Raw genomic sequence first — 6,590 nt, 5'->3', positions numbered from 1 at the left:
GGGGTGGATGGGGTGGGGGTGAGGGGGGTTGGGGTGGCTTGGCGGGGTGGGTTTTTGGTGAAGGTTGTGGTGCCTCGGGTGAGGTCGTGGCCGAGGGAGAAGGCTTCGAGGACTACGCGGCTGCGGGATTCGCCCGATTCGTCGGTCCATTCGTGGGTCCGCAACCGTCCGGTGACGAGGACCGGCTGGCCGACGTGGACCGATTCGAAGGCGTTCTGCGCCAGGGCTCGCCAGCACTCGACGGTGAACCAGGTCGTCGGTTTGTCGACGTACAGGCCGGTGCTGCGGTCGAACTGCCGGGGTGTCGAGGCGATCCGGAACGTCGCCCGGGCCGTCTGCCCGCCGATCTCCTTGAAATCCGGGTCGCTGCCGACCCGGCCCTGCACGGTCACATAGGTCTCGCCGAGGCTCATGATGGCCGCCTTCCGTCTGGTCGCGAGGTCGCTGTCACCCGAGAAGATGCACGTCTCGCCCGTTCGCCGCGCCGCCGAACTGCGGATCTGTGGACAACCGAAGGCCGGTTGGGACCAGGTGGGTCGGAGCACATAGGCTCTGGGGTATGGCGGAATTCATCTACACCCTTCGCAACGTCCGGAAGGCGCACGGCGACAAGGTCGTTCTCGACAACGTCACGCTGAACTTCCTGACCGGCGCGAAGATCGGCGTGGTCGGGCCGAACGGCACCGGGAAGTCCTCGCTGTTCAAGATCATGGCGGGGCTCGACCAGCCCTCCAACGGTGAGGCCCGGCTGGCTGACGACGCGACGGTCGGGATCCTGCTGCAGGAGCCGCCGCTGACCGAGGGCAAGACGGTCCTGGAGAACGTCGAGGAAGGCGTCGGCGACACCAAGCAGAAGCTGGACCGCTTCAACGAGATCTCCGCCGAGCTGGCCGACCCCGACGCGGACTACGACTCGCTGCTCGCCGAGATGGGCGACCTGCAGACCGAGCTGGACCACCGCAACGCCTGGGACATCGACGCCCAGCTGGAGCAGGCGATGGACGCCCTGCGCTGCCCGCCGGCCGACGCGCTGGTGGACAACCTGTCCGGTGGTGAGCGCCGCCGGGTCGCGCTGTGCAAGCTGCTGCTGCAGCAGCCCGACCTGCTGCTGCTCGACGAGCCGACCAACCACCTGGACGCCGAGTCGGTGCAGTGGCTCGAGCAGCACCTGCAGAAGTACCCGGGCGCCGTCATGGCGATCACCCACGACCGGTACTTCCTGGACAACGTGGCCGAGTGGATCCTGGAGCTCGACCGCGGCCGGACCTACGGCTACGAGGGCAACTACTCGAAGTACCTGGAGACCAAGAAGGAGCGGCTCGTCGTCGAGGGCCGCAAGGACGCCAAGCGGCAGAAGATCCTGGAGCGCGAGCTCGAGTGGGTCCGGTCGAACGCGAAGGCCCGGCAGACCAAGAGCAAGTCTCGCCTGGCGCGGTACGAGGAGCTCGCCGCCGAGGCGGAGCGCTCCCGCAAGATCGACGTCGACGAGATCAGCATCCCGCCGGGCCCGCGGCTCGGCAGCACGGTGCTGGAGGTCTCCAAGCTGGAGAAGGGCTTCGGCGACCGCAAGCTGATCGACGGCCTGAGCTTCTCGCTGCCACGCGCCGGCATCGTCGGCGTCGTCGGCCCGAACGGTGTCGGCAAGTCCACGCTGTTCCGGATGATCGTCGGCGAGGAGCAGCCGGACGCCGGCACGCTCAAGCTCGGCGAGACCGTGCGGGTCTCGTACGTCGACCAGTCGCGCGGCGGTCTGGACCCGAAGAAGACGGTGTGGGAGCAGGTCTCCGACGGCCTGGACCACATCAAGGTCGCGAACTTCGAGATGCCGAGCCGGGCGTACGTCGCCTCGTTCGGTTTCAAGGGCCCGGACCAGCAGAAGCCGACCGGCGTACTGTCCGGCGGTGAGCGGAACCGGCTGAACCTGGCGCTGACGCTGAAGATGGGCGGCAACCTGCTGCTGCTCGACGAGCCGACCAACGACCTGGACGTGGAGACCCTGCAGTCGCTGGAGGATGCGCTGCTGGAGTTCCCGGGCTGTGCGGTGGTCGTGTCCCACGACCGGTGGTTCCTGGACCGGGTGGCGACGCACATCCTGGCTTGGGAAGGCACTGAGCAGGACCCGGCGAAGTGGTTCTGGTTCGAGGGCAACTTCGCGTCGTACGAGGCGAACAAGGTCGAGCGCCTCGGGCCGGAGGCGGCCCGTCCGCACCGGGTCACCTACCGGAAGCTCACTCGCGACTGAGCGCATACGTTCCAGCGCCCACCTCGGCTACCAGCGGAGGTGGGCGCTGTCGTTGTCGGGAGGGCTAATACTTAGCCCTTGTGCTAAGTATTGATCCAGGGTAATACTTAGCCTCATGGCACAGTATTCGACGGAGGTCGACGGCGTGTTCGTCGCGCTTGCCGATCCGACCCGGCGTGGCGTGATCCGGCGGCTCGGGCGTGGCCCGACGAGTGTGGGGGAGCTCGCGGGGGAGTTTCCGATGACGTTGCCTTCGTTCATGAAGCATGTGCGGACGTTGGAGAGCAACGGGTTGATCCGGACGGTCAAGGTCGGGCGGGTGCGGACCTGTGTGCTGAATCGCGAGCGGCTTGCTCTGGTCGAGGACTGGCTTGCCGAGCAGCGCCGGATCTGGGCGGACCGCACCGACCGGCTGGAACGTTTTGTCACCGACTCAGTGGAGGAGCAGGCATGAACCAGGATCTCGACCTGACGCTGGAGCGGGTCATCCGCGCTCCGCGCGCCGTGGTGTGGCGGGCGTGGACCGATCCAGCCCGCTTCGCGCAGTGGTGGGTGCCGGCTCCCGCCGTCTGCCGGGTGGAACGGCTGGATGTCCACCCCGGCGGCGCCTTGGTGACGCGGCTGAGTGAGGACGGGGTGCGGTTCGACCCGCAGCTCGACGCAACCTTCCTGGTCGTCGACCAGCTCGAGCGGCTCGTGTTCACGAATGCGGTCGACAGCGGCTGGCGTCCCGCGAATCCCTCGCCGATTGCGATGACGGCCGAGATCATCCTGGCCGATCACCCGGACGGGACGGACTACCGGATCGTCGTACGACATGGGGATCCGTCCGCCCGCGCCCTCCACGAGCAACTCGGCTTCGCCGACGGCTGGGGTTCGGTCACCAAGCAACTTGCCGAGATCGCGGAAAGCGAGGCCTGATGAAGCTCGTTCTGACCGAGTTCGTCTCGCTCGACGGTGTCAGCCAGGGTCCCGGCTCGCCGACCGAGGACACCAGTGACGGCTTCACCCGCGGCGGCTGGCTCGTGCCGTACATGGACGAACAGTTCGTACGGCGTACCTCGGACTGGCTCGACCTGGCCGACGCGTTGCTGTTGGGTCGGCGCACCTACGAGGCGTTCGCCCGGGACTGGCCGCAGATCACCGACCCCGGCGACCCGTACACCGCGCGGATGAACTCGCTACCGAAGTACGTCGTCACGAACACCCTCACCGAGGGGAGTTGGCACCCGACGACCGTGCTCCGCGGTGACGCGGTCCGGGCCGTTAAGGAACTCAAGGGACGCCCGGGACGCGAGCTTCAGATCCACGGAAGCGCACGACTCGGGAGCAGCATGCTGGCGGCCGGTCTTGTCGACACGCTGAGGCTCGTCGTCGCCCCGACCCTGGTCGGATCGGGGCGACGGCTGATCGAGCACCCGAGCGATGCCGTTGGCCTTCGGCTCGTCGAGCAGGAAGTGACGCCGAACGGTCTGGTGATACTCGAGTACGAGGCCGTCGGCGACGCCCCGGTCGGGCAGTACGAGGGCGTCACGGCCCTCGTGTAGTCAGGCCTGGGCTCGGTGATCCGCGAGGACCTCGGCGATCACCTGATGGCTGCTCTCGGACGAGTCGTAGGTGATGAGCGCCTTCCAGAGTGCCCAGGCGCGGGCGCGCGCCCAGGTGCCGGAGTCCTGTCCGACGGCGGCGCGGAACGTCTCGCGCGAGGCGCCGCTGAAGAACGTGTAGGCGATGACCAGGTCGCAGGCGGGGTCTCCGACGCCTGAGGTGCCGAAGTCGATGACGGCGGACAGCCGGCCGTTCTGGACGAGCAGGTTGCCGTGGGCGATGTCACCGTGGAACCACACAGGCGGCCGGTCCCACGACGTACCCAGAGCGGCTTCCCAGACCTCCAGCGCGAGGTCGGTGTCGATCCGCCCCTTCAGTGCGGCGAGGGCTTCCATGGTCTCGTCGTGGTAGTACTCCGGCGGAGCGCCGCGATAGAAGCTGTGGGCACCGGCCACCGGTCCACCGGTCGCGTCGCAACTCTGCAGCGCGAGGATGAACTCCGCGATCGAGCGGGCGAACTCGGACAGGTCCGCGACGGTGTCGTGGGACGCGGTCTCACCGTCGATCCAGCGGCGGATCGCCCAGGGGTACGGGTACCCGTGACCGGGCTCGCCCTTCGCCACCGCTTCCGGGATCGGCACAGGCAATGCCGGGGCCAGGATCGGTAGCCACTGGTGTTCCTTGTCGACGGCCGCGACGTAGCTCTCGTGCGTGGGCAGGCGTGCGGTCAGCTCTGAGCCCAGCCGGTACGTGCGGTTGTCCCAGCCGTCGACCTTGACCGGGGTCACCGGCAACTCCGCCCATTGCGGGAACTGGTCGGCGATCAGTCGCCGTACCAGTGCAGCGTCGATGCCGGCCCGGCCGTCGTCGTGATAGTCCGTCACAAGCCGGAAGTTTCCCGGCGGCGGTCGGGATCCGCCAATGGATTTAGCTCTCGTCTACAACGTCCGCGGCCCTACCGCTGGCCGATGTGTTCCGCGACGGAGTCGAAGACCCGGCCGATGGCGGCGAAGTCCTCGGGACTGGCCAGGTCGACGAGGTTCTCGCGGACGCCCTCGACGTGGGTCGGGGCGGCCTGTTCGAGCAGGGCGAAGCCGGCGTCGGTGAGCTCGGCCCAGACACCGCGCTTGTCGCTGGTGCACGACGTACGGCGGACCAGTTCGGCGGCTTCGAGACGGCCCACGGTGTGGGTCAGCCGGGAGCGGCTCTGGTGCAGCCGGTCGGCCAGGTCCGCCATCCGGAGCCGGCGGTCGGGTGCCTCGGAGAGCCGGACCAGGATCTCGTAGTCGTTGATGCCGATGCCGAACTGACGCAGGTCGTCGTCCAGTTTCGCCATCAGGCGCGCGGTGCCCAGCAGGTATGCGCGCCACGCCACCTGCTGCTCGGCGTTGAGCCACCGGGTCTCAGTCGTCATCGTCACGGGTCCAGTGTACCGGGAATGTAGTTGACATTTAAATCGTTCTTCCCTACTGTCGTAGTCATCAGGTTGAAATTTTAACTTTCTGGCTGCGATGACCCCCCAGTCAGTAACGCCCCCCACGTAACACCCGAGAGGACCCCATGAGCGAGACCGCCATCACCGGCACGACCCCGACCAGCAGCATCCCCGGCCTGGTCGCCGGTACCTACGCGATCGACCCCGCGCACAGCGAGATCGGCTTCACCGTCCGCCACCTGATGACCAAGGTCCGCGGCACCTTCAAGGAGTACGCCGGCGAGATCGTCGTCAAGGACTCCCTGGAGGAGTCGACCGCCAGCGTCTCCGTCGAACTGGCCTCCGTCGACACCCGCAGCGAGCAGCGCGACGGCCACCTGCGGTCCGGTGACTTCTTCGACGCCGAGAACAGCCCGAAGATGACCTTCGTCAGCACCTCGCTGACCCCGAACGGCGACGACTACACCCTCGTCGGCGAACTGACCATCAAGGACGTGACCAAGCCGATCGAGCTCGCGGTCGAGTTCCTCGGTGTGGACCAGAACGCCTACGGCCAGACCATCATCGGCTTCGAGGCCACCGCGCAGATCAGCCGCAAGGAGTGGGGCATCGACTTCAATGTCCCGCTCGAGGGCGGCAAGCTGCTGATCGGTGACAAGGTGGACATCCACCTCGACGTCCAGGCCGCGCTTCAGGTCTGACGCCACAGTCCCCGAGAACCCCGCACCAGGTGGTGCGGGGTTTCTCCTATTTCTGCACCATGCGGTGGGCGAGGTCGGCGTACAGCTTGCCCAGGGCCGCGGGGTCGCCGCGGTGTGGTGTGTACCAGCGGGCCACGTCGATCGACAGGGACAGTACGGCGAGGGTCGTCCCCGGCAGGTCGTCGACGCTGAAGGAGTTGTCGGCCACCCCGTCGGCCAGGACCTGCTCGATCTGTGTGGAGATCGCCCGCCGGATCGCGGCCACTTCGGCCAGGTGCTCAGGGGTCAGCGCGGCCAGTTCGTACTGCACGACCCGGGCGATCGTGTGGTGCTGCGCGTGCCACGCGGTGAACGCGGAGACCATCGAGCGCAGCCGGTCGGCCGGAGTCGGGCCGGTGTCGGCATCCCGCAGTACGTCGAGAGCCGCGCGGTGGCCGTACAGGCTGATCTCGAACAGCAGGCGCTCCTTGGACGGGTAGTGCACGTAGAGCGCGGCCGGACTCATCCCGGCGCGAGAGGCGATGTCGCGGGTGGTGGTGGCCTGGAACCCCCGCTCCGCAAACGCGTCGATGGCACCGGTCAGCAGCCGGCGCGCGGCGGCCGGCTGGACGTGCTCCCAAACCAGGGGACTGGTGACTGCGGACACGTTGACACCTTGCACCGG

General features: G+C 67.7%; 9 protein-coding genes. 5 read left to right on the top strand and 4 right to left on the bottom strand.

Annotated features, from left to right (window positions below):
• The coding region (locus ACYVOK_RS22725) for a single-stranded DNA-binding protein (RefSeq protein ID WP_460664506.1) at window positions 1-413 on the bottom strand (413 nt) is incomplete at its 3' end.
• A 146-nt stretch (window positions 414-559) separates the two neighbouring features.
• On the opposite strand from ACYVOK_RS22725, the gene ettA reads away from it, so the two are divergent.
• The 4 genes from ettA to ACYVOK_RS22705 all read left to right on the top strand — a co-directional run bounded on the left by ettA (window position 560) and on the right by ACYVOK_RS22705 (window position 3,789).
• Window positions 560-2,242 (top strand): energy-dependent translational throttle protein EttA, encoded by a 1,683-nt coding sequence (gene ettA, locus ACYVOK_RS22720; RefSeq protein ID WP_460664505.1) that lies wholly within the window; start codon window positions 560-562, stop codon window positions 2,240-2,242.
• Window positions 2,243-2,357: 115 nt separating this feature from the next.
• Window positions 2,358-2,696 carry an ArsR/SmtB family transcription factor gene (locus ACYVOK_RS22715; protein ID WP_460664504.1) on the top strand — a complete coding sequence of 113 codons (339 nt, stop codon included), beginning with the start codon at window positions 2,358-2,360 and terminating at the stop codon, window positions 2,694-2,696.
• Window positions 2,693-3,163 (top strand): SRPBCC domain-containing protein, encoded by a 471-nt coding sequence (locus ACYVOK_RS22710; RefSeq protein WP_460664503.1) that lies wholly within the window; start codon window positions 2,693-2,695, stop codon window positions 3,161-3,163. The genes ACYVOK_RS22715 and ACYVOK_RS22710 overlap by 4 nt, the downstream gene beginning before the upstream one ends.
• Entirely contained in the window at window positions 3,163-3,789 is a 627-nt protein-coding gene (locus tag ACYVOK_RS22705) for a dihydrofolate reductase family protein (RefSeq protein WP_460664502.1), read from the top strand. Before ACYVOK_RS22710 ends, ACYVOK_RS22705 begins: the two co-directional genes overlap by 1 nt.
• On the opposite strand, the gene ACYVOK_RS22700 is transcribed toward ACYVOK_RS22705, so the two are convergent.
• Window positions 3,790-4,674 (bottom strand): aminoglycoside phosphotransferase family protein, encoded by an 885-nt coding sequence (locus tag ACYVOK_RS22700; protein WP_460664501.1) that lies wholly within the window; start codon window positions 4,672-4,674, stop codon window positions 3,790-3,792.
• A gap of 71 nt (window positions 4,675-4,745) precedes the next feature.
• Window positions 4,746-5,204, bottom strand: coding sequence for a MarR family winged helix-turn-helix transcriptional regulator (locus ACYVOK_RS22695; protein ID WP_460664527.1), 459 nt, complete (start codon window positions 5,202-5,204; stop codon window positions 4,746-4,748).
• 146 nt (window positions 5,205-5,350) lie between these two features.
• Between ACYVOK_RS22695 and ACYVOK_RS22690 the strand changes: the two genes are divergently transcribed.
• Window positions 5,351-5,926: a YceI family protein gene (locus ACYVOK_RS22690; protein WP_460664500.1), complete on the top strand. Its 576-nt coding sequence runs from the start codon at window positions 5,351-5,353 to the stop codon at window positions 5,924-5,926.
• A gap of 46 nt (window positions 5,927-5,972) precedes the next feature.
• Here ACYVOK_RS22690 and ACYVOK_RS22685 read toward each other — a convergent pair whose 3' ends face one another.
• Window positions 5,973-6,572, bottom strand: a complete 600-nt coding sequence (locus ACYVOK_RS22685; RefSeq protein ID WP_460664499.1) for a TetR/AcrR family transcriptional regulator — start codon at window positions 6,570-6,572, stop codon at window positions 5,973-5,975.
• Window positions 6,573-6,590: the final 18 nt, after the last annotated feature.

Source organism: Kribbella swartbergensis (assembly GCF_054784135.1).
The sequence above is the reverse complement of the archived record's forward strand: the minus strand, read 5'-3'. Positions and strand labels throughout refer to the sequence as shown.